Annotated in this window: 21 protein-coding genes and 1 tRNA gene; 13 read left to right on the top strand and 9 right to left on the bottom strand. The window is 34.8% G+C overall.

Going from position 1 to position 20,348, the window contains the following annotated elements; all coding sequences use genetic code 11:
- Positions 1-28 precede the first annotated feature (28 nt).
- From rplM to ICJ85_RS12285, 11 genes are all read left to right on the top strand, one after another.
- Positions 29-484, top strand: coding sequence for a 50S ribosomal protein L13 (gene rplM, locus ICJ85_RS12335; protein WP_188217125.1), 456 nt, complete (start codon positions 29-31; stop codon positions 482-484).
- Positions 484-870, top strand: coding sequence for a 30S ribosomal protein S9 (gene rpsI, locus ICJ85_RS12330; RefSeq protein WP_188224102.1), 387 nt, complete (start codon positions 484-486; stop codon positions 868-870). The genes rplM and rpsI overlap by 1 nt, the downstream gene beginning before the upstream one ends.
- A gap of 144 nt (positions 871-1,014) precedes the next feature.
- Positions 1,015-1,776, top strand: a complete 762-nt coding sequence (gene rpsB / locus ICJ85_RS12325) for a 30S ribosomal protein S2 (protein WP_188224101.1) — start codon at positions 1,015-1,017, stop codon at positions 1,774-1,776.
- 85 nt (positions 1,777-1,861) lie between these two features.
- Complete coding sequence (tsf, locus tag ICJ85_RS12320; protein WP_188224100.1) at positions 1,862-2,836, top strand: translation elongation factor Ts; 975 nt, start codon at positions 1,862-1,864, stop codon at positions 2,834-2,836.
- Between the two features lie 150 nt (positions 2,837-2,986).
- The gene (pyrH, locus tag ICJ85_RS12315) at positions 2,987-3,694 is read left to right on the top strand and encodes a UMP kinase (RefSeq protein WP_188224099.1); all 708 of its coding nucleotides are present in this window, start codon (positions 2,987-2,989) and stop codon (positions 3,692-3,694) included.
- A gap of 48 nt (positions 3,695-3,742) precedes the next feature.
- Complete coding sequence (frr, locus tag ICJ85_RS12310; protein WP_188224098.1) at positions 3,743-4,300, top strand: ribosome recycling factor; 558 nt, start codon at positions 3,743-3,745, stop codon at positions 4,298-4,300.
- A 104-nt stretch (positions 4,301-4,404) separates the two neighbouring features.
- Complete coding sequence (locus tag ICJ85_RS12305; RefSeq protein ID WP_241739543.1) at positions 4,405-5,631, top strand: hypothetical protein; 1,227 nt, start codon at positions 4,405-4,407, stop codon at positions 5,629-5,631.
- Positions 5,632-5,678: 47 nt separating this feature from the next.
- Positions 5,679-8,069 carry an efflux RND transporter permease subunit gene (locus ICJ85_RS12300; protein WP_188224096.1) on the top strand — a complete coding sequence of 797 codons (2,391 nt, stop codon included), beginning with the start codon at positions 5,679-5,681 and terminating at the stop codon, positions 8,067-8,069.
- A 65-nt stretch (positions 8,070-8,134) separates the two neighbouring features.
- Positions 8,135-9,571, top strand: a complete 1,437-nt coding sequence (asnS, locus tag ICJ85_RS12295; protein WP_188224095.1) for an asparagine--tRNA ligase — start codon at positions 8,135-8,137, stop codon at positions 9,569-9,571.
- A 68-nt stretch (positions 9,572-9,639) separates the two neighbouring features.
- Positions 9,640-11,100 carry an RNA polymerase factor sigma-54 gene (gene rpoN, locus ICJ85_RS12290; protein ID WP_188224094.1) on the top strand — a complete coding sequence of 487 codons (1,461 nt, stop codon included), beginning with the start codon at positions 9,640-9,642 and terminating at the stop codon, positions 11,098-11,100.
- Between the two features lie 209 nt (positions 11,101-11,309).
- Entirely contained in the window at positions 11,310-11,705 is a 396-nt protein-coding gene (locus tag ICJ85_RS12285; RefSeq protein WP_241739542.1) for a hypothetical protein, read from the top strand.
- Here the strand turns inward: ICJ85_RS12285 and ICJ85_RS12280 are convergent.
- From ICJ85_RS12280 to ICJ85_RS12245, 8 genes are all read right to left on the bottom strand, one after another.
- Positions 11,700-12,395 (bottom strand): porin family protein, encoded by a 696-nt coding sequence (locus ICJ85_RS12280; RefSeq protein ID WP_188224093.1) that lies wholly within the window; start codon positions 12,393-12,395, stop codon positions 11,700-11,702. The two genes, ICJ85_RS12285 and ICJ85_RS12280, sit on opposite strands and share 6 nt — an antisense overlap.
- Positions 12,396-12,517: 122 nt before the next feature.
- Entirely contained in the window at positions 12,518-12,994 is a 477-nt protein-coding gene (locus ICJ85_RS12275) for an ExbD/TolR family protein (RefSeq protein WP_188224092.1), read from the bottom strand.
- A gap of 18 nt (positions 12,995-13,012) precedes the next feature.
- Entirely contained in the window at positions 13,013-13,603 is a 591-nt protein-coding gene (locus ICJ85_RS12270; RefSeq protein ID WP_188224091.1) for an ExbD/TolR family protein, read from the bottom strand.
- Between the two features lie 11 nt (positions 13,604-13,614).
- On the bottom strand, positions 13,615-14,037 hold the full coding sequence (locus tag ICJ85_RS12265; protein ID WP_188224090.1) for a hypothetical protein: 423 nt from the start codon (positions 14,035-14,037) through the stop codon (positions 13,615-13,617).
- A gap of 21 nt (positions 14,038-14,058) precedes the next feature.
- Positions 14,059-14,832, bottom strand: a complete 774-nt coding sequence (locus ICJ85_RS12260) for a MotA/TolQ/ExbB proton channel family protein (protein WP_188224089.1) — start codon at positions 14,830-14,832, stop codon at positions 14,059-14,061.
- A 72-nt stretch (positions 14,833-14,904) separates the two neighbouring features.
- Positions 14,905-14,992, bottom strand: a tRNA-Ser gene (locus tag ICJ85_RS12255).
- Between the two features lie 229 nt (positions 14,993-15,221).
- Complete coding sequence (locus tag ICJ85_RS12250) at positions 15,222-16,253, bottom strand: asparaginase (protein WP_188224088.1); 1,032 nt, start codon at positions 16,251-16,253, stop codon at positions 15,222-15,224.
- Between the two features lie 18 nt (positions 16,254-16,271).
- A complete protein-coding gene (locus tag ICJ85_RS12245; RefSeq protein WP_188224087.1) occupies positions 16,272-17,039 on the bottom strand; it encodes a TatD family hydrolase in 768 nt (255 codons plus the stop codon).
- Positions 17,040-17,188: 149 nt separating this feature from the next.
- Here ICJ85_RS12245 and ICJ85_RS12240 point away from each other — a divergent pair, with 149 nt between their 5' ends.
- Together ICJ85_RS12240 and ICJ85_RS12235 are read left to right on the top strand one after the other, a co-directional pair.
- Positions 17,189-17,638, top strand: a complete 450-nt coding sequence (locus ICJ85_RS12240; protein WP_188224086.1) for a retropepsin-like aspartic protease — start codon at positions 17,189-17,191, stop codon at positions 17,636-17,638.
- A 48-nt stretch (positions 17,639-17,686) separates the two neighbouring features.
- Entirely contained in the window at positions 17,687-18,319 is a 633-nt protein-coding gene (locus tag ICJ85_RS12235; protein ID WP_188224085.1) for a response regulator, read from the top strand.
- Positions 18,320-19,098: 779 nt separating this feature from the next.
- On the opposite strand, the gene odhB is transcribed toward ICJ85_RS12235, so the two are convergent.
- Positions 19,099-20,310: a 2-oxoglutarate dehydrogenase complex dihydrolipoyllysine-residue succinyltransferase gene (gene odhB, locus ICJ85_RS12230; RefSeq protein ID WP_188224084.1), complete on the bottom strand. Its 1,212-nt coding sequence runs from the start codon at positions 20,308-20,310 to the stop codon at positions 19,099-19,101.
- Positions 20,311-20,348 lie beyond the last annotated feature (38 nt).

The raw sequence follows: 20,348 nt of genomic DNA, 5'->3' as shown, positions 1-20,348 counted from the left end.
GAATGTTTAATAAAAATTAATTAAAAACGTGGACACATTAAGCTACAAAACAGTATCAGCTAACAAAGCTACTGCAGATAAGCAGTGGGTTTTAGTTGACGCCGAAGGACAATCTTTGGGTCGTTTAGCTTCTAAAGTTGCAAAACTATTAAGAGGTAAACACAAGCCTAGCTTCACACCTCACGTTGATTGTGGTGATAACGTAATTGTTATCAACGCTGAAAAAATCAACTTAACCGGAAACAAATGGAACGATAAAACGTACATCCGTCACACCGGTTACCCAGGTGGTCAAAGAAGTTTAACAGCTACAGAATTGTTTGGAAAAGATCCAGCAAGAATCGTAGAAAAATCAGTAAAAGGAATGTTACCTAAAAACAAATTAGGTGCAGATTTATTCCGTAACTTAACAGTTGTTGTTGGCACAGAGCACGCTCACGCTGCACAAAAGCCAGCTACAATTAACTTAAACGAATTCAATTAATGGAAGTAATTCACAAAATTGGCCGTAGAAAAACGGCTGTTGCTCGTGCGTATGTTGCTGCTGGAAGTGGGAACATCACTATTAACAAAAAAGACTTAGCTAGCTACTTTACTACTGCTACATTACAGTATAAAGTTAAGCAACCATTAGCTTTGACTAACAATGAAAGCAACTTTGATATTACCGTAAATGTATATGGAGGTGGTATTACTGGTCAAGCAGAAGCTATTCGTTTAGCAATCTCTCGTGCTATGTGCGAAGTAGATGCAGAAAACAGATTAACTCTTAAACCAGAAGGTTTATTAACGAGAGACCCAAGAATGGTAGAGCGTAAGAAATTCGGTCAGAAGAAAGCTCGTAAGAAATTCCAGTTCTCTAAACGTTAATATTAAATTAAAAAAATTAATAACAGTTATTGTTGTTATCCTTGTTTACAAAACAGGATTTAGTTTAGCATCTAAATGGTTAAGGCGAATATTCTATGACCACTTAATCATTGCTAATTCAACAGAACGTAAACTATTACAAAAATGGCAGTAGAAGTAAAAGAATTACTTGAAGCAGGTGTACACTTCGGACACCTTACTCGTAAGTGGGACCCAAACATGGCTCCTTACGTATACATGGAGCGTAATGGCATCCATATTATCAACTTATATAAAACTGCAGCTAAAATTGACGAAGCTGGAGCAGCGTTAGCAAAAATCGCAGCTTCTGGTCGTAAAATTTTATTCGTTGCAACTAAAAAGCAAGCTAAAGATATCGTTGCTGAAAAAGCAGGAGCTATCAACATGCCTTACATCACTGAAAGATGGCCAGGTGGTATGTTAACTAACTTCGTTACTATTAGAAAAGCTGTTAAGAAAATGGCTTCTATCGATAGAATGAAGAAAGATGGTACTTTCAACACGTTATCTAAAAAAGAACGTTTACAAGTAGATCGTTTAAGAGCTAAGTTAGAGAAAAACTTAGGTTCTATTAGCGACATGACGCGTTTACCAGGTGCTTTATTTGTAGTTGATATTAAACGTGAACACATCGCGATTAAAGAAGCTCAAAAATTAAACATTCCTATTTTTGCTATGGTAGATACCAACTCTGACCCTCGTCAAGTTGATTATGTTATCCCAGCAAACGACGACGCTTCTAAATCGATCGATAAAATCTTAACTCATGTTACAGCTTCTATCTCTGCAGGTTTAGCAGAAAGAAAAGCTGAGAAAGCAGAAGGAGATGCTCCTAAAGCTAAAAAAGCAGCAGCTAAAACAGTTGCAGCTAATGAGGAAGAATAATTAACAATTACACAATATAACTAAGTCGTTTAATTATTTTCTTTGTTGAAATATGTTAAACGACTTTTTTTAAATTAAAAAATATATGGAATCTACAGTAAAAGTTACAGCAGCAGAGGTTAACAAATTAAGACAAGCTACTGGTGCAGGAATGATGGATTGTAAAAAAGCTTTAGTTGAAGCTGGTGGAGATTTTGATAAGGCAATTGAAGTTTTACGTAAAAAAGGACAAAAAGTAGCAGAAAAAAGAGCTGACAGAGATTCTTCTGAAGGTGCTGCTGTTGCTAAATTAAACGCAGACCAAACTGCAGGTGTTGCTATCGTTTTAGGATGTGAGACTGATTTCGTAGGTAAAAACGAAAACTTTGTAAAATTAGCTAACGATTTAGCTGAGCTTGCATTAAACTATAACACTAAAGAAGAATTCTTAGCGGCAGACTTTGGTGGTCTTACAGTTGCTGATAAATTAGTTGAGCAAACTGGTGTTATTGGTGAGAAGTTAGACATTACGTCTTTCGAAAAACTAGAAGCTCCTTACGTTGGTGCTTACGTTCACATTAACAAAATCGCTGCTTTAGTTGGTTTATCTGCAAAAGTAGATAACGCTGAAACTTTAGTAAAAGATGTAGCTATGCAAGTAGCTTCTATGGGTGCAACAACTTTATCTTACAAAGATTTCGATCCTACTTATGTTGCTTCTGAAACTGAAGCTAGAATTGCTGTAATCGAAAAAGATAACGAAGAGTTAGCACGTTTAGGTAAAACACTTAAAAACGTACCTAAATACATCTCTATGTCTCAATTAACTCCTGAGGTATTAGCGCAAGCTGAAGAAGATGCAAAAGCACAATTAGCTGCTGAAGGTAAACCAGAAAAAATCTGGGCTAACATCTTACCAGGTAAAATGGATCGTTTTGTTTCTGATAACACAACTCTTGATAAAGAAAAATGTTTATTAGACCAAAATTTCATTAAAGATGAAAAATCTACTGTTGCTAAATATGTAGCTTCTTACGGTGACGTTGAAATCGTTGATTTCAAAAGAGCTTCTGTAGGTTAATCTATTTAACAACAAAAATATAAAACCATTGTGCTTTTTAGTACAATGGTTTTTTTTATACACAAATCTTAAGTTTTTAAATTGCCTAAAAAATTCACTTTAGCAATTTAAGATATTGATTATATTTGCACAACCTGAGTAAACAAATAAATGAAATACAAAAGAATACTCCTTAAATTATCTGGCGAAGCTTTAATGGGAGATCGCCAATATGGTATAGATCCAGAACGTTTAGCCGAATATGCAAACGACATTAAACAAATCACCGATAAAGGTGTAGAAGTTGCCATTGTTATTGGCGGAGGAAACATTTTTAGAGGTGTTGCCGGAGCAAGTAACGGTATGGATCGTGTACAAGGAGATCACATGGGAATGTTAGCCACAGTAATTAATGGTCTGGCATTACAAAGTGCCCTGGAAGATGCCGATATACCTACAAGATTACAATCTGCTATAAAAATTAACGAAGTAGCCGAACCTTTTATTAGAAGAAGAGCTATACGTCACCTTGAAAAAGGTCGTGTGGTTATTTTTGGAGGAGGTACAGGAAACCCTTATTTCACAACCGATTCTGCAGCCGTTTTACGCGCTATAGAAATTGAAGCCGATGTAATTTTAAAAGGAACTCGTGTTGATGGTATTTACAATGCCGATCCTGAAAAAGATGACAAAGCCACTAAATTTAATTTCATATCTTTCGATGATGTTTTAAGAAAAGGCTTAAAAGTTATGGATACTACGGCTTTCACCTTAAGTCAAGAAAACCAGTTACCAATTATAGTATTCGATATGAATAAAAAAGGAAACCTTTTAAAAGTCGTTTCCGGCGAAAAAGTTGGTACCGAGGTTAACCTATAACATTTGGCGCAATTTTTGAAACATTGATTTTACTTAAAAGCTAAAAACATGAACGAAGACATTCAATTTATACTAGACACTGCAAAAGAGTCCATGACTAATGCTATTAAGCACTTAGAAAAAGCATTTGTAAACATTCGTGCAGGTAAAGCAAGTCCTGCCATGTTAGGAAGTGTTATGGTAGATTACTACGGGGCTCAAACACCATTAAGCCAGGTAGCTAATGTTAGTACTCCTGATGGTAGAACAATTACTGTACAACCATGGGAAAAAAATATGCTTCAAGAAATTGAGCGTGGTATTATGATTGCTAATTTAGGTTTTAACCCAATGAACAATGGTGATACTATTATTATTAATGTACCACCTTTAACTGAAGAACGCAGACGCGATTTAGCAAAACAAGCTAAAGCTGAAGCTGAAGATGCTAAAATTAGTATTAGAACGGCTAGAAAAGACGCTAACAACGATATTAAAAAGTTAGACGACGTTTCTGATGATGTTAAGAAAAATGCTGAGATAGACGTACAACAAATCACCGATAAGTACGTTAAAAAGATTGATGATATTTTCGATGTGAAAGAAAAGGAAATCATGACCGTATAATATTAAAAAGCGACATTAAGTCGCTTTTTTTATAAACTTGAAGCTTTTTAGCTGCAACTATGTTAAAGCATCTCTTTCTTATTTTTTGTTTATATGCTTCCTCCATGTTGCAGGCGCAATCGTTATCTGTAGATACCAAAGAAACGGTAAAGGATTCGCTCAAACGTAAAGCTTTTATCGAGCATTTAGGTAATGGCTATTTCCCGACAAAATACTTCAATTTCGATTTGCGTTACCTTATTAAGTACAACCAATACGAGGCCTTACGAACCGGACTTGGAGGTATTACCAACGACGCACTATCAGAATCTTTTCGTGTAAACGGGTATCTTGTTTACGGATTCGGTGACGACAAATTTAAATATAGTGTCGGTGGTGCTTATCGTTTAGCCGAAAAAACAAATACCTGGATTAGTGCTTCATATACAGACGATTTACAGGAAACAGGAAGCACCAAATTTTTAACCGATAAACGTTTTTTTCAATTTTTTGAGCCGAGACTACTTAACATAAGCTTATTTCATGCGCATGTAACAAAATCTATTGGTTTAGAGCATCAAATAACTCCAAAGATTTTATCAGAATCTGTATTCTCTATCAGTCATATAGACCCAACATATAATTACACATACGTTGTTGGAGACACGTCGTTTAATGAATTCGATATTAGTTCCACTAAATTCGCATTACAATGGAGTCCGTTTAGCATTTATGAAGACTCAAGACAAGGTTTAAAAGAAGTTAAAAAAGGGTTTCCTAAGTTTACCGTTCAATACACCAAAAGTTTTAAAGATGTTTTTAAAAGCGATTTCAATTTTTCAAAATTAGATTTCAGAACCATCTATCAATTTGGCGACGAGAAAGCAAGCTACTCACAAATCGTACTAGTGGCCGGTATGGCTAATGGAGATGTTCCTTTAACCCACTTATACCACGCCTACCCTAACAACATTAACAAGGAAACCATTTTACAACGGTTTTCAGTCGCTGGTATTAATAGTTTTGAAACCATGTATTTTAACGAATTCTTTTCAGATAAATTCACAACGGTTCAATTTAAACACTACCTGAAACCTTTTAATATTTCTCCAAAATACAAACCGCAAATGGTGCTAATTATGCGATATGCTTTAGGAAATATGGACAACCCCGACCGTCATCAAAATATTACCTTTAATACCTTAGATAAAGGATATACCGAATCGGGTTTTGAGCTTAATAAATTACTTTTTGGTTTCGGTTTAAGCTTTACTTACAGATATGGCGCATATCACCTTCCGGATATCGCAGATAATATTGCTTTTAAGTTTACATTTAACGTCTCTTTATGAGGTAATACACTTGTTTTTCCTACCTTTGCCCAACTTTTATTTAAGGCATGCTTAAACTTTTTACAAAACACTTTTGGGACGTTGTTGCCCGACTTATTTTACGTAATAAAATAGGGATATTAGTTAGTATTGTTGCTATTACGGTTTTATTTAGCACCCAATGGAAAAACATGCGTTTTTCCAATACCGAAGCTAATTTATTACCAGATGACCACGAGGTTAATGTTAAGTATAATGAGTTTTTAAACATCTTTGGAGAAGAAGGCAACCTAATTATTCTTGGCGTTAAAGATTCTACGCTTTTAACTGTCGAAAAGTTAAACGCATGGAACAATCTGGCTCAAGATTTTAAAAAATACGACGAGGTTGAAACTGTTGTTTCGGTAAAAGACTTACAGAAGTTAGTTAAAGACACCACACACGAAAAGTTTACCTTAGAACCATTTATTAAAGATTCTATTTCATCTATCGAGCAAATTGAATCTCTGGAATACGAACTGTTTAATAAATATCCGTTTTACGATAATGTGTTGTTCAACAAGGAAACTAAAACCATTAGAACGGCCATATACTTAAAAAAAGATATTGTAAACACCTCTATTAGAAAAGACTTTGTTGCCAACACTTTAGAGCCAACGGTAAGAGCATTTTCTGAAGCTAATAATTTAAACGTTCGTATTTCTGGGATGCCTTATATACGAACTTTAAATGCACAAGTTATTGTTAGTGAAATTGGCTGGTTTGTTGGTGCTGCATTATTGGTAACATCAGTTATTTTCTTTTTCTTCTTCCGTTCATTTAGAGCTACTTTTATTTCACTTATCGTGGTGAGTATTGGAGTGATGTGGACCTTAGGAATCCTCGGAACCCTTAACTATGAAATTACTGTACTTACAGCTTTAATTCCGCCACTTATTATTGTCATCGGAATTCCAAACTGTATTTTCTTAATTAATAAATACCAAAATGAAGTAAAAAAACACGGTAATAAAGTAAAATCGTTACAACGTGTCATTACCAAAATTGGTAATGCGACTTTAATGACAAATATTACTACGGCTTCTGGTTTTGCAACCTTTATACTTACCGAAAGCACCTTATTAAAAGAATTTGGTATTGTAGCCTCGTTAAGTATTCTGGCTATTTTTGTATTGTGTTTATTAATTATTCCAATTATATACACCTTTTTACCTTTCCCTAAAGATCGCCATTTAGAACACTTAAATAAACGCTGGATTGGTGGTTTTGTAGACTGGATGGAACGTATGGTAAAGCAAGAACGTATTGCTATTTACTGTACCGGTTTAGTTTTACTTATTGTAAGTATTATTGGGATTTACCAAATAAAAATTACCGGGAGTTTAATTGAAGACATGCCTCAGGATTCCGATTTCGTTAGCGATATTCGTTTTTTCGAAAAAGAATTTAATGGTATCATGCCTGTTGAAATTATGATAGACACCAAACGTAAAAAAGGAGTTATGAAACTAGCGACTTTAAAACGTATGGATGAATTACAAGAAGTCATCAATGAAATTCCTGAACTATCAAAACCCATTTCTGTAGTAGACCTGGTAAAATATTCTAAACAAGCCTACTATAACGGCAACACGAAATATTACCAGTTACCAACAAGCCAGGAAAACAGTTTTATTTTATCGTACGCTAAAAACTCATCATCGAATGTCGACTTACTTAAAAACTTTGTAGACAGCACAGGGCAATACGCACGTATTACTACGTTTATGAAGGATATTGGTACCGAAAAGATGGAGCGTATTGAGGAAAATCTTCAAACCAAAATAGACAAACTATTCCCTGGAGAACGTTATACCGTTACCATGACTGGTAAAGCGGTGGTTTTTCAAAAAGGAACAAAATATCTGGTTAAGAATCTGGTAATTTCATTGTCCCTGGCTATTATTTTAATTGCTCTTTTCATGGCCTATATGTTTAGGTCGTTTAGAATGATTATTATTTCATTAATACCAAACTTATTACCACTATTAGTTACGGCTGGTTTAATGGGGTATTTAGGCGTTCCAATAAAGCCATCAACTATTTTGGTATTTAGTATTGCCTTTGGTATTTCGGTAGACGACACGATACATTTCCTGGCAAAATACCGACAAGAATTACAAGCCAGACACTGGAAAATCAAACCTTCGGTTTATGGCGCATTGCGTGAAACCGGAGTGAGCATGTTTTATACGTCCATTGTACTGTTCTTTGGATTTTCGGTTTTTACCATTTCAAGCTTTGGTGGAACCGTTGCCTTGGGAGCTTTAGTTTCGACAACACTGTTATTTGCCATGTTATCGAACTTATTACTACTGCCTTCGTTATTATTATCGTTAGAACGCAGTATTGCCAATAAAGAAGTTTTAAAAGAGCCTTCAATAAATATTATTCCGGAAGAAGACGACAACGACGAATAAGCACGCGTCTTGGTTTTAATATAAGCAGGCTAAATTTTATATTTACATTATTAATTTTAATACCTATGAAATCATATACCGTTTCAGAATTATTATCTCAAAATATAGCTCCTAATACTGAAGTTGAAATTAAAGGTTGGGTAAGAACCTTTAGAGCGAATCGTTTTATTGCTTTAAACGACGGATCGACTTTAAGTAATATTCAATGTGTAGTTGATTTTGAAAATTTTGATGAAGCCTTATTGAAGCGCATTACCACTGGTGCTGCCGTTCACATAAAAGGAGACTTAGTTGAAAGTCAAGGAAAGGGACAAACTGTTGAAATACAAGCTACATTTGTTGATGTATTAGGGGATTCAGATCCTGAAACTTACCCTATTCAGCCTAAAAAGCATTCGTTCGAATTTTTAAGAGAAAATGCACACTTACGCACCAGAACGAACACATTCAGTGCAGTGATGCGTTTGCGTTCGGCTTTATCTTTTGCCATTCATAAATACTTTAACGAAAACGGTTTCTATTATATGCACGCACCTATTATTACAGGTAGTGATGCAGAAGGCGCCGGAGAAATGTTTAAAGTAACGAGCTTAGATTCTAAAAATCCACCTTTAAACGACGCTGGTGAGGTCGATTACACTAAAGATTTCTTTGGTAAAGAGACCAACTTAACGGTTTCTGGTCAGTTAGAAGCTGAAACCTATGCGATGTCTTTAGGTAAAGTATATACCTTCGGTCCAACGTTTAGAGCAGAAAACTCGAATACATCTCGTCATTTAGCAGAGTTCTGGATGATCGAGCCTGAAGTTGCCTTTATGGATTTACCAGGTAACATGGATTTAGCCGAAGACTTTATGAAATCGGTTATCCAATACGTTTTAGAGAATAATAAAGAAGATTTAGAGTTTTTAGATAAGCGTTTACAAGACGAAGACAAGAAAAAACCACAAGCTGAGCGTAGTCCAATGACTTTAATTGAAAAATTAAAGTTCGTTACCGACAATAACTTTAAGCGTGTAAGCTATACCGAAGCAATCGATATTTTACGTAACAGTAAACCAAATAAAAAGAAGAAATTCAAATACATTATCGACGAGTGGGGTGCAGATTTACAAAGTGAGCACGAGCGTTACTTGGTAGAAAAACACTTTAACTGTCCGGTAATTTTATTCGATTATCCTGCCAATATTAAAGCCTTCTATATGCGCTTAAACGACGATGGTAAAACCGTTCGTGCTATGGATATTTTATTCCCTGGTATTGGTGAAATCGTTGGTGGTGCTCAACGTGAAGAACGTCTAGATGTGTTAAAACAAAAAATGGCAGCCATTGATATTCCTGAAGAAGATCTTTGGTGGTATTTAGACCTTCGTAAATTTGGAACAGCCGTACACTCTGGATTTGGTTTAGGTTTCGAGCGTTTAGTCATGTTCGCAACAGGTATGACCAATATTAGAGACGTAATTCCGTTCCCTAGAACACCTCAAAACGCCGAATTTTAGAAAACATTAATTTAATGGTTACACATCAGTAAAAGTTTTTTTACTTTTATCATATACCAAATCACAAGATGCTCAAGCAACATTTACAATTTAAATTATCGCAAAAGCTGTCGCCGCAACAAATTCAATTGATGAAATTGATTCAGTTGCCAACGCAAGCTTTCGAGCAACGTGTAAAACAGGAATTAGAAGAAAATCCTGCTTTAGACAGTGGTAAAGATTCTGGTGACAATGATTTTGAAAATGATTTCGACAACTCTAATGATGAGTATAACGATAATGAAACCATTGGAAATGATGAGATAAATGTTGATGAATACCTAAGTGATGATGAAATTCCTGATTATCGCATGCAGGCTAATAATTACAGTAGCGATGATGAAGAAAAAAGCATGCCTTACGCTGCGGGAATGTCATTTACACAACACTTAATCAATCAACTTAATACCTATAGATTAGACGACGAAGAACGTGATATTGCCGAATTTTTAGTTGGTAGCGTTGACGAAAGTGGATACATTCGTCGTTCTCTTTCGGATATTATGGACGACCTGGCATTTACCCAAAACGTTTATACTAGCGAAGAGAAAATAAACAGCGTATTAAAAATTGTTCACCAGTTAGATCCTGCAGGTGTTGGCGCTAGAAATCTGCAAGAGTGTTTAAGTATACAATTGCATCGCAAAGACAAAACACCTGATACCGAATTGGCTATTGATATTATCGATAATGCTTTCGAACAGTTCACGAAAAAACATTACAATAAACTATTACAAAAATTTGATGTTACAGAATTGCAACTCAAAGATGCCATTCATGAAATCGAGCACTTAAACCCAAAACCTGGAGGGTCTTACGCTGGTAATAACCGTATAGTAGAACATGTGGTTCCCGATTTTGCTATTAGAATTGTTGATGGCGAATTAGAATTGACTCTTAACGGTCGAAATGCACCAGAACTGCATGTATCAAGAGGATACAACGATATGTTAAAGGGCTACAAGGAATCTAAAGAGAAATCGAAATCTCAGAAAGATGCAGTCCTTTTTATCAAGCAAAAGTTAGATGCCGCCAAATGGTTCATTGAAGCTATAAAACAACGTCAGCAAACCTTATTTGTTACGATGAGTGCCATCATGCATTATCAGGAAGAGTATTTCTTAACTGGCGATGAACGCACCTTAAAACCAATGATCCTTAAAGACATTGCAGACGAAATTAACATGGATGTTTCAACGGTTTCAAGGGTTGCAAACAGCAAGTATGTCGACACACCTTACGGCACCAAACTGATTAAAGATTTCTTCTCTGAAGCAATGAAAAATGATCAAGGTGAAGATGTTTCAACACGAGAAATCAAAAAAATACTAGAAACTGTAATTGAAGAAGAAAACAAGAAAAAACCCCTAACCGACGAAAACTTAGCCTCCATTTTAAAAGAAAAAGGTTATCCTATTGCTAGGCGTACGGTTGCAAAATACCGAGAGCAACTTGATATTCCCGTTGCCCGCTTACGCAAAAAGATATGATGGATAAGATTTTAAAAAGTATTTCGTTTGTTTTTCATCCGCTAATAATGCCTGTACTGGGTGTTATTTTTTACTTTTCAAAATCACCACGTTTTATTCCACATGAAATTATACAAGCCAAGTTAATTTCGCTTTTTATTTTAACTATCATTCTACCAATTCTTCTATATTTTTTACTTAGGACACTCGGTAAAGTAGAGTCCATTTACATGCCTACGGCACAAGAACGCATTTTACCATTAGCTTTAAATTGTATCGTTGTTATCGTAATATTACAACGCATTTTAACGCCTAATCAAATTATAGAACTGTACTATTTCTTTTTAGGCATATTAATTTCCTCTATGACCTGTTTAATGTTAGCGGTCTTCAAATTTAAAGCCAGTATCCACATGATGGGTATTTCAGGTGTTTTTATGTTTTTTATCGCGCTAAGTATTCATTTTAGTATTAATATTAATGGTACTCTAGCTTTAATGAGTGTTATTACCGGTGCTATTGCCACCTCTAGATTACATGCAAACGCACATACGTATATGGAGTTAATTTTAGGGCTTTTTGTGGGAGCACTTCCGCAATTGCTATTAGTGAATTATTGGCTATAGAATATAAAACATTAAGCCTATTTTAATGTTATTCATATCAATATTTTGCCCATTAATTTGATTGTCTTTGGCAAAAATAGGAGACAAGGCATAATACAGATAGGCATTCCAGGTATTATATCCAAAACTAAGGGTAAAGCCGTACTGAAACTTTTCGAATCCTTTTACATTTGTGTAGTAAACATCACCTAAATCACCTCTGTACTTCACCCGGTTTCTAAAAATATACCCCAGCTTAAAGCCTGTATAAATTCGCCAGAATTTATATTCCTCAGGTGTTGATGATCGCCATCTAAACTCAATAGGTAATTCAACGAGATGGTTACTAAATTTATTTTTGGTGTACGACCCACTTTCTAAGATAATATCATAAGTCGTTATCTGATTTTCATCTTGTCTAATATGCAGATTATGATAAAAAGAGTTAGCAGAATAGCCAAGTCCTAATCCGAGTGCTACATTTCTGCGTGGATTTAAGGGCATGTCTTTTATAAAACCCAAATGAATTCCGTTAGAAAATCCATTTTGAGAAAGGTCTATGGGACGATTACCAAAAAGGTTATATGTTACCCCAATATAAAACTGATCTTCCTTGTAATGCGAATCTACAACCTTTTCTAAAGGCTTCTGAGCTAACATTTGCTGATAACCGATAACAAAAAATATAAAAAACAACATACTGCTTCTCATACGACACAATTTAGACCTCAAATTTTATTAGTTATAAATTTATGATAAATCCAATACTCTAAAAAAATAAAAGCGTTTTGATTACTCAAAACGCTTTTAAATATAAAATTAAGAATTAAAATCTATTCACCTACTACGCTACCTTTTTTAGTAGTGTAGTTAATTTTTAGCGCATTTACTTTACGTAATTCTTTCTTAATATCACTTACTAATCCCATGTTAGCATCACTATCTACTTTTAAAGCAGTAGTTAAAAACGGAACTAGTTCTTCTCTTTTTGATGCGCGCTCTGCTGCAATAAAAGCCGCAATTTCGCTAACATCAGCAAATTTATCATTCAGCTGAATTTTAGCCGCTGTACCATATTGTTTTGAATAATTTTCACTTGGTTTACCTGCATAAATATACATTACCAAATCTTTCTTATCTAACTTCTCAACCTGATCAGCAAATGGCAAATTATTTTCAACCATTAATGTATTTTGCCTCATTACGGTTGCCACCATAAAGAAGAATAATAACATAAATACAATATCGGGTAGCGATGCCGTCGATATTGCCGGCATGTCGCCGCTTTTTTTCTTATTAAATTTAGCCATAAAATGTTAAATTTTAATTTATTGTACTTCTGAAAGCTTTTGAGGATAATCTAACTTTATCTGCTCAATTTGTTCTTTCAACTTGGTTTTATTTCCTGGCCAATTTACATCGTCATAATTAGCTTGCATTTCTGCGAATGAGATACCGTATTGAGATTTCGCTCTACGATCTCTTAAAACATTGTATGCAGCAACTAATTCGTTTTGTACTGCGATATATGTTTTATACGTGGTTTCACGTTCGTTTTTCAAAGAAATAATAGCTTTATCTGGATTATCAGATGAATCAGAATCCTTTTTACCGTTACAATAACTACAAGAACCGTCGCCACCATTATCTAAGAACTCGATTGCTGCTTGTCTAAGATCTTTAATTTCCATTATTTCATCTTCAACAAGTAACTGATCTTTTCCGTTTAATAAAACTTCAAAGATGTTCTTCTTTTTAATTGTTGGCGGTTGAACGTTTTCATCTTCCATAGGTGGTAACTTACGGTTGATTCCTGCATCTGTTTCAATAGTAGTAGTTACTAAGAAAAATATTAACAGTAAAAACGCGATGTCGGCCATGGAGCCTGCATTTACTTCTGGAGCTGCTCTTTTTGCCATATCTTATTTTTTTATTTGTGTAATAATTTTTTAACTGTTGAAAGCAATGTTGCTCCAATAGCAGTAACCGAAAGGATATAAAAAGCAATTAAACCAGCACCTACATTTTTAGAGATCGCTTCGGTTATACCTAATCCTTTTGCGTTAAACTGAGCTAAATCTAAATCTGTTCCAGAAGAAATTCCGTAAGAGATTGCGATTACAGCTACAAATAAACCTACAGTTAATAAGGTCTTTTTAATATTGCCTGCGAACAGACCTTTTACAACGTATATAACGATTAATGCCAATACAATGAAAAGCACAGTATAAGTAACAAAAAGAATGTTATCTATTAGCCCTTCAGAGTCTGAGGTCATAATCATTAGTGCCAGAATAGCACCAGCGATCCCCAGAGCATACGCTATATATTTTAGAATTGTATGTAATTTCATAATTCGAGTTTTGTTTTATTATTACTTTTTGTTTCTGATTAATAGATCCATTAACGTAATAGAAGCGTCTTCCATACTGTTAACGATGCTATCAATCTTAGCAATAATATAGTTGTAGAATACTTGAAGAATCATCGCTACAACAAGACCGAATACTGTTGTTAAAAGTGCTACTTTAATACCACCAGCTACAAGAGATGGTTGCATGTCACCAGCTGCCTCAATTTTATCGAATGCTGCAATCATACCGATTACCGTTCCCATGAATCCTAACATAGGTGCTAATGCGATAAATAATGAAATCCAAGACACGTTTTTCTCTAATTGCCCCATTTGAACACCACCGTAAGCTACAACAGCTTTCTCAACAGCGTCTAAACCTTCATCTGTTCTATCTAATCCTTGGTAGTAGATAGAAGCAACAGGCCCTTTAGTATTTCTACAAACTTCTTTAGCAGCTTCTACTCCACCTGAGCTAAGAGCATCTTCTACTTCTTGAGTTAATTTTTTAGTATTTGTTGTTGAAAGATTTAAAAAGATAATTCTCTCGATAGCAATTGCTAAACCTAAGATTAAACATAAAAGTACAATCCCCATAAATCCAGGACCACCCTCAATAAATCTCTTTTTTAATTCTTGATGAAAAGTAAGCTCTTCAGCAGGAGCGTCCTCTTCAGCTTGCGCAGTTGTTACAGTAGTTGTAGTCACTGCAGTTGTGCTTGCATTTGTAGTTGCATTAACAGTTCCAAAAGCCATCATTCCAGTAATGGCAAGGATAGAAAATAATCTTTTCATGTTCTAGATCTTAATTTTATTAGTTAAAGTGTTAAAGATATAAAAAAAATACAATTTAAAAATATATTTCAGCAGAGAGGAAGGGATTCGAACCCTCGATACGCTTTTGGCGTATACACACTTTCCAGGCGTGCGCCTTCGACCACTCGGCCACCTCTCTGTGTTTTTATTAGATGCACTTTTTTCGGGGGGTCAAATAACAAAAAATTCTTTGAACCTTAAAATTTTAACCGTTAATTTTAAGTCATTTCTCCACTAAAAGTGGTTTCGAACACAGTTTTGAAGACTTTACCTTAATTAACCCAAGTGTTTTACCCCGAATTAGGGTCTTAAAAGTGAGAATATAATTAGTCGCCTTAGTAAAACTGTTCATAAATTGATTTTTCACTTTAACTCATTTCTCCTCTTAAAGGTGTTTCGTAAGCAGTTTTAAAAACATTACCTGAAACATTCTGCCCCAACATATACATTAATTTACAAAGGGCAGCTTCTGTAGTTAAGTCTTTACCTGAAATAACACCAAGGCTTTTAAGTTCGTTACTCGTTTCATAATGTCCCATCATAACACTTCCTCCAGCACATTGTGTTATATTAACAATATGAATACCTTTTTTAACAGCATCTTTAATTGCCTGTAAAAACCAAGGTTCTGTAGTCGCATTTCCAGCTCCATAGGTTTCAATAATTACAGCTTTTAAATCTTCTGTATTCAAAATGTTCTGAAAAACTTTAGATGACATTCCGGGAAAGACCTTTATAAGCGCGATATTCGTATCTAACTTTTTATTCACCTGAAACGCTTTCTTTAAGTTTGGTTGAAATAAATATTCGTTATTTACTTTCAAATGAACACCCGATTCTGCCAAGGCCGGGTAATTAAATGAGGTAAATGCCTGAAAATGTTCTGCATTTATTTTAGTTGTCCGATTAGCTCGATATAGTTTATATTCAAAGTACAAACACACCTCTTTAATAGCAGCTTTACCTTTTTCTTGAAGTGAAGCCACCTGAATAGACGTAATTAAATTCTCTTTTGCATCGGTACGCAAATCTCCAATAGGCAATTGCGAGCCCGTAAACACAACTGGTTTTGCTAAATTTTCTAACATAAAACTTAAAGCCGATGCGGTGTAACTCATGGTATCACTCCCGTGCAGCACCACAAAACCATCGAACGCTTTATAATGGCTTTCTATGATTTCGGCAATCTGTACCCAATACATGGGATTCATATTACTGGAATCTATTGGCTCGTCAAACGATACCGTATCGATATTACAATCTAACAATTGCAGTTCAGGAATTTGCTTCAACAGGTTTTTAAAATTAAACGCTTTAAGTGTCCCTGTTTTAGCATCTTTAACCATACCAATGGTACCGCCAGTATAAATAAGTAATATGTTTGGTTTTGATGTACTCATTATATTGAAGCCTTTAAATTAAATACCAAATATGTCTTTAGAGTTTTGCGTGGTAATATCTGCAATCTCTTCTTCATTCTTATTATATATAATTGAGAGCTTTTCTAACACCTTAATTATATAAGCACTTTCATTTCGTTTTCCGCGGTATGGCGTTGGTGACAAATACGGCGCATCGGTTTCTAAAACAATATGCTTTAATTCAATTTCATTTAAAAACTTATCAATTTTACCATTCTTAAAGGTAGCAACCCCACCAATGCCTAATTTCATATTATACGATATCGCCTTTTGCGCCTGCCCTAAAGTTCCTGTGAAACAATGAAAAATTCCGAATAAATCGTCTCCCTTTTCTTCCTCCAAGACTTCAAAAATTTCATCAAAAGCCTCTCGACAATGAATTACTATAGGCAATTTATATTGTTTGGCTAATTGGATCTGATGTTTAAAGGCAATCTTCTGAATGTCCAAAGTACTTTTATCCCAGTACAAATCGATACCTATTTCACCTACGGCATAAAAATGTCGAGCAGCTAGCATCTCTTCCACATGCTTTAATTCTTCTTCGTAATTCTCCTGAACATGGGTTGGATGCAACCCGGTCATTAAAAACATGTGATTAGGAAAATCCTTTTCTAGTTGTAACATAGATTCGGTATAGGTCGAATCGATTGCCGGAATAAAAAAACGTGAGACACCTCGATCAATAGCTCGATTTATCATCTCATTTCTATCATCATCGAAAGCCTCACTATATAAATGTGTATGTGTATCTGTAATAATCATGCGGTAAAAATAAAAAAGTCAATACTTTTAAGAGCTGTCTTTTAGTTAATTTTAGGGTATAGAGATTTATCATACCTTAATTTGTTTTTTAGCTATTTTAACGCTAGTATCCCACTATTTATAGTACTTTTAGGCCATAATAATGGATTATGGAAGGTACATTAGGAGAATTTCTTCTTAATAAGGGATACACCAAAGTAAAATTAAGGTTTACAAAAACCAATCACTTTGAAATTAAAGCGACATTAAACGGCGTAAAAGGTCGTTTTATTTTAGACACTGGTGCTTCTAACTCCTGCGTTGGGTTTGAAGCCGTAAACACCTTTAACTTAAAAGTAAAAGATTCTGAAATTATGGCCGCCGGTGCAGGCGCTATAAACATGGAAACAAAAATGTCTAAAAAGAATAAACTTAAAATAGGACGATGGAAACAAAACAAGGTTGTTTTGGTACTTTTCAACCTTAGCCATGTTAATACTGCTTTAATTAATCACAACTCAAAACCCGTTGATGGAATTATTGGCGCAGACATTTTAAAAAAATCGAAGGCTATAATAGATTATGAAAAAAAATACATATATCTGAAACTAGAAAATTAGTATATTTACGTTACCAAACTAATAGCAGAGAATACTCCCTTTTATTAAATGACGCCATCTATAATTATAGCAGATGACCATCCTCTTATGCTTAGAGGTATGTCTGATTTTTTAACCTCCAAAGGATTTGACATCGTTGGTAGTGCGCAAGACGGTAATGCTGCCTACAACCTTATCGTAAAATTAAAACCAGAAATTGCTATTTTAGACATAAGGATGCCTCATAAAACAGGGTTGGAAATTGCCGAGGCCTGTAAAAAGAATAACCTTCCAACAAAAGTTATCTTAATTACTTTTGACAAAGAAGAAGAACTTTTCGATCAAGCCAAAGCCTTCAACGTATATGGCTACATTTTAAAGGAGTTTGCTGTTGAAGAAATTGAAACCTGTATTTCTCATGTTATTAAAGGCGAACCTTATTTCAGTGAAGAAATCGCATCTTATTTAAACATAAACAATCACAGCCAGAGACCTAAGAATTTAGATTTACTTACCAAATCGGAATTAAAAATCGTGAAACTGGTTGCTGAAAACAAAACCAGCCAAGACATTGCTAACGAACTATCTATATCAATTAGAACAGTAGATAAACACAGGAGCAATGCAATTAATAAACTAGAGTTAGATGATAAACCCACATCTCTAGGCATCTGGGCAAACAATCATAAAACATTCCTATAAAAATAAGTAGAACTGCGTATTTTTTATATGCAAAACACTGTTTACCTTTACAGTGCTATTAATTAATTCTTAGGGAGGATTATACGAGAGGCTCTGGACTTTATTGTTTGGAGCTTCTTTTGTTTTAAACAACCCACTTTCCAACAAAAAAATAAGTAGAACTGCGTATTTTTTATATGCAAAACACTGTTTATCTTTACAGTGCTATTAATTAATTCTTAGGGAGGATTATACGAGAGGCTCTGGACTTTATTGTTTGGAGCTTCTTTTGTTTTAAACAACCCACTTTCCAACAAAAAAATAAGTAGAACTGCGTATTTTTTATATGCAAAACACTGTTTATCTTTACAGTGCTATTAATTAATTCTTAGGGAGGATTATACAGAAGGCTCTGGACTTTATTGTTTAGAGCTTCTTTTGTTTTAAACAATCCACTTTCCAACAAAAAAATAAGTAGAACTGCGTATTTTTTTTCTCACAATTCGTTTTTAATTTTATACCGCTATTAATCAGTCTCTAAAAGTAAAAGGGAATTACATATAAACTCTGTGTCTTAGCATACAGAGTTTTTTAACCAAACACAAAAATCACTAAATACCTCCAAACATGGAAAAGAAAAACGAATACCTCAACAAATACTTCGTCATTGGTCTAGCCACGCTAGTAGTAATCGTAATCGCGATAAACGTTTTAGTTTTATTTTAGTTAGTTTTTTAGTTAAATAAAAAAAGTACTAGTGGATCACTAGTACTTTTTTTTATTTTGATAAAGCAATGAACTTATAACTCTAATGCTTTTTTGATGTCGTTATTCATTAATAACTCTACCGGATTCTCGATAGCCTCTTTAATTGCCACTAAGAACCCTACACTTTCTTTACCATCAATGATTCTGTGATCGTAAGATAATGCTACGTACATCATCGGGTGAATTTCAACGTTACCGTTTACAGCGATTGGACGCTCAATAATGTTGTGCATTCCTAAAATACCACTTTGTGGAGGGTTAATAATTGGTGTAGATAACATACTACCGAATACACCACCATTTGTAATAGTAAAGGTACCTCCTGTCATTTCATCTACGGTGATTTGTCCATCACGAGCACGTAAAGCTAAACGCTTCACTTCAGATTCTACACCTCTAAAGCTTAAGTTTTCTGCGTTACGAATAACAGGCACCATTAAACCTTTTGGTCCTGAAACAGCAATACTAATATCACAGAAATCGTAAGACACCATTTCTTTTTCATCAATCATTGAGTTTACCGCAGGATACATTTTTAATGCTCTAACCACAGCTAAAGTAAAGAAACTCATAAATCCTAAACCAACACCGTGTTTGGTTTTAAAGGCTTCTTTATATTCATTTCTTAATTCAAAAATAGGCGTCATGTTAACTTCGTTAAACGTTGTTAACATAGCGGTTGTGTTTTTAGCTTCCACCAAACGCTCTGCTACTTTACGACGTAACATAGACATTTTAGTTCTTGAAGTACCACGGTTTCCACCTGAAGGTGTACCCATTGAAGGCACCGCTTTTACTGCATCTTCTTTAGTTACACGTCCGTCTTTACCAGTTCCAGAAATTGAAGCTGCCTCGATACCTTTTTCAGCTAGAATCTTTTTAGCTGCAGGACTCGCTGAACCCGTTGCATAAGTTTTAGTTTCAGCTGCAGCAGGAGCTGGAGTTTCAGCTTTAGGAGCTTCATCTTTAACTTCTGCTTTTGGTGCATCACTACCTTCTGGTTTTTCTGCGCTGGTATCGATTAAACATACTACTGCACCTACGGCAACAGCATCACCTTCTTCAGCTTTTAAGGTAATAGTTCCACTTACTTCAGCAGGCAACTCTAATGTTGCTTTGTCACTATCAACCTCAGCAATAGCCTGGTCTTTTTCTACATAATCACCGTCTTCTACCAGCCATGTTGCTATTTCCACTTCTGTAATGGATTCCCCTGGCGAAGGCACTTTCATTTCTAAAATCATTATCTTATAATTTTAATTGAATTTTTTACTTTATTATA

The organism is Aestuariibaculum marinum, from assembly GCF_014596975.1.
GTDB lineage: Bacteria > Bacteroidota > Bacteroidia > Flavobacteriales > Flavobacteriaceae > Aestuariibaculum > Aestuariibaculum marinum.
Note: the sequence above shows the minus strand (reverse complement) of the source record. Positions and strands in the feature narration are given on the sequence as shown.

Bases quoted from the DNA above. Each gene is read 5' to 3' on its own strand.
- rpsI (WP_188224102.1), top strand. From the start codon at position 484: ATGGAAGTAATTCACAAAATTGGCCGTAGAAAAACGGCTGTTGCTCGT.
- rpsB (WP_188224101.1), top strand. From the start codon at position 1,015: ATGGCAGTAGAAGTAAAAGAATTACTTGAAGCAGGTGTACACTTCGGA.
- tsf (WP_188224100.1), top strand. From the start codon at position 1,862: ATGGAATCTACAGTAAAAGTTACAGCAGCAGAGGTTAACAAATTAAGA.
- pyrH (WP_188224099.1), top strand. From the start codon at position 2,987: ATGAAATACAAAAGAATACTCCTTAAATTATCTGGCGAAGCTTTAATG.
- frr (WP_188224098.1), top strand. From the start codon at position 3,743: ATGAACGAAGACATTCAATTTATACTAGACACTGCAAAAGAGTCCATG.
- ICJ85_RS12305 (WP_241739543.1), top strand. From the start codon at position 4,405: ATGTTGCAGGCGCAATCGTTATCTGTAGATACCAAAGAAACGGTAAAG.
- ICJ85_RS12300 (WP_188224096.1), top strand. From the start codon at position 5,679: ATGCTTAAACTTTTTACAAAACACTTTTGGGACGTTGTTGCCCGACTT.
- asnS (WP_188224095.1), top strand. From the start codon at position 8,135: ATGAAATCATATACCGTTTCAGAATTATTATCTCAAAATATAGCTCCT.
- rpoN (WP_188224094.1), top strand. From the start codon at position 9,640: ATGCTCAAGCAACATTTACAATTTAAATTATCGCAAAAGCTGTCGCCG.
- ICJ85_RS12285 (WP_241739542.1), top strand. From the start codon at position 11,310: ATGCCTACGGCACAAGAACGCATTTTACCATTAGCTTTAAATTGTATC.
- ICJ85_RS12280 (WP_188224093.1), bottom strand. From the start codon at position 12,395: ATGAGAAGCAGTATGTTGTTTTTTATATTTTTTGTTATCGGTTATCAG.
- ICJ85_RS12275 (WP_188224092.1), bottom strand. From the start codon at position 12,994: ATGGCTAAATTTAATAAGAAAAAAAGCGGCGACATGCCGGCAATATCG.
- ICJ85_RS12270 (WP_188224091.1), bottom strand. From the start codon at position 13,603: ATGGCAAAAAGAGCAGCTCCAGAAGTAAATGCAGGCTCCATGGCCGAC.
- ICJ85_RS12265 (WP_188224090.1), bottom strand. From the start codon at position 14,037: ATGAAATTACATACAATTCTAAAATATATAGCGTATGCTCTGGGGATC.
- ICJ85_RS12260 (WP_188224089.1), bottom strand. From the start codon at position 14,832: ATGAAAAGATTATTTTCTATCCTTGCCATTACTGGAATGATGGCTTTT.
- ICJ85_RS12250 (WP_188224088.1), bottom strand. From the start codon at position 16,253: ATGAGTACATCAAAACCAAACATATTACTTATTTATACTGGCGGTACC.
- ICJ85_RS12245 (WP_188224087.1), bottom strand. From the start codon at position 17,039: ATGATTATTACAGATACACATACACATTTATATAGTGAGGCTTTCGAT.
- ICJ85_RS12240 (WP_188224086.1), top strand. From the start codon at position 17,189: ATGGAAGGTACATTAGGAGAATTTCTTCTTAATAAGGGATACACCAAA.
- ICJ85_RS12235 (WP_188224085.1), top strand. From the start codon at position 17,687: ATGACGCCATCTATAATTATAGCAGATGACCATCCTCTTATGCTTAGA.
- odhB (WP_188224084.1), bottom strand. From the start codon at position 20,310: ATGATTTTAGAAATGAAAGTGCCTTCGCCAGGGGAATCCATTACAGAA.